The sequence below is a fragment of the Limisphaera ngatamarikiensis genome (genome assembly GCF_011044775.1).
In the GTDB taxonomy this organism is placed as follows: domain Bacteria; phylum Verrucomicrobiota; class Verrucomicrobiia; order Limisphaerales; family Limisphaeraceae; genus Limisphaera; species Limisphaera ngatamarikiensis.
On the sequence record NZ_JAAKYA010000070.1, the window covers coordinates 1 to 1,232 of the forward strand.

A 1,232-nucleotide genomic window follows, 5' to 3' on the forward strand; every position below is an offset into this window, starting at 1 on the left:
ACCTCCCCGTGCGCCCTCTGCACCTCTGAAATTCATCGCAATGCCACATCCGCCCAAAGCGCGCTGGCCAAAGCATCCGGTGGGTTGGACGCTGGCGTTGAGGCTCAGGACTTCGACGACATCCAGTTGCGCTCGAGGCTGGCCCTGCGGACTCTATGGATCGTTCCTTTCAGTGCCATGATCACGTCCCGTCGAACTTTCCTCCCCGCTGTGCACCTCAATCCACGGGCAAGCCCGTTAGGGCTATCCCCACAAACCCCATCACCAAAAACGTTAGACACTCACCCAACATTCCCACCACCGTGAACCCGAGCTTCACATACCACTTCCCCGGGTACAACAGGCCAGCCACAAAAGGAAGAACGGTCAGCCCAAGCAAATAAGGCCCTCCATAGTCGACCATAACCTGTCCGGGATGCACAACCTTGCGCCACACATACGCCGACACCATGATTGCACCCGCTCCACCCGCGCCACACAACGCCCATTTCCACCGCTTCAGCGCCCACCCCAACCACACGCTGCCAAATAACACCAGGTGTACGGCAAGTTGCAGCCAACCCCCCAACCATCCGCCACCAAAGGAAATGGCATCGGATATAAGACCTCCAATTAGCGTCATGCTATACGCGGTTCCCAACACCGCTTTTGCAAGCCTAGAACGTACACTCGGCTCCATGATAACAACCCGTAATCTGATATGGCGTCCATCCACAAGCCAGTCTATTCTGCATTGCCCATACCAAGATGGTTGCGCCTTCACCTTTCAAGGACCGGTGCGTTTTTCGCCACTTGGGATCGAAATCGTACGTGTCATCCAGACAGACGCTGAACGAAAACGCCCCACACGCGCATGAAGTGCTGATGGTCAGCTCCACGTAGCCCAGCGCAAGCTCCCATGGAGCGCCCACAGCCGCCACCTCTTTTGTCGAGTTCATCCAGTACCGACTACCATGCTTGCAACGGCGCCGCTCCGCTTCGATCATGTCCAACACTGTCATCCCGTTCCCGGCTCTGGCAGCGCTTACCACCGATTCCATGTCCCTGCACGATAACTCCCACGTCCCCCCAGTGCCCGACACATACCTGTCCCACGCTGCCTTCTCCTGTGGTGTATTCAAGTAGCTCCTGATAAGATCTGCGGCTAGACGGCAGCGTAACGGCGGTCGCGGCGGGGAAGGCGGCCGGGGTGGATACCGAGGACAACCGAAATATGGACAATGGCCCTGGAG

The 1,232-nt window shown here is 57.8% G+C and carries 2 protein-coding genes; both read right to left on the bottom strand.

All coding sequences use genetic code 11. The annotated features are described in order from the left end of the window. Positions 1 to 217: 217 nt before the first annotated feature. Positions 218 to 622, bottom strand: coding sequence for a hypothetical protein (locus G4L39_RS10045; RefSeq protein ID WP_165107931.1), 405 nt, complete (start codon positions 620 to 622; stop codon positions 218 to 220). Between the two features lie 34 nt (positions 623 to 656). Further along, positions 657 to 1,040: a hypothetical protein gene (locus G4L39_RS10050; RefSeq protein WP_205880935.1), complete on the bottom strand. Its 384-nt coding sequence runs from the start codon at positions 1,038 to 1,040 to the stop codon at positions 657 to 659. Positions 1,041 to 1,232 lie beyond the last annotated feature (192 nt).

Coding starts and splice junctions, on each gene's coding strand:
- G4L39_RS10045 (WP_165107931.1), bottom strand. CDS start 622: ATGACGCTAATTGGAGGTCTTATATCCGATGCCATTTCCTTTGGTGGC.
- G4L39_RS10050 (WP_205880935.1), bottom strand. CDS start 1,040: ATGGAATCGGTGGTAAGCGCTGCCAGAGCCGGGAACGGGATGACAGTG.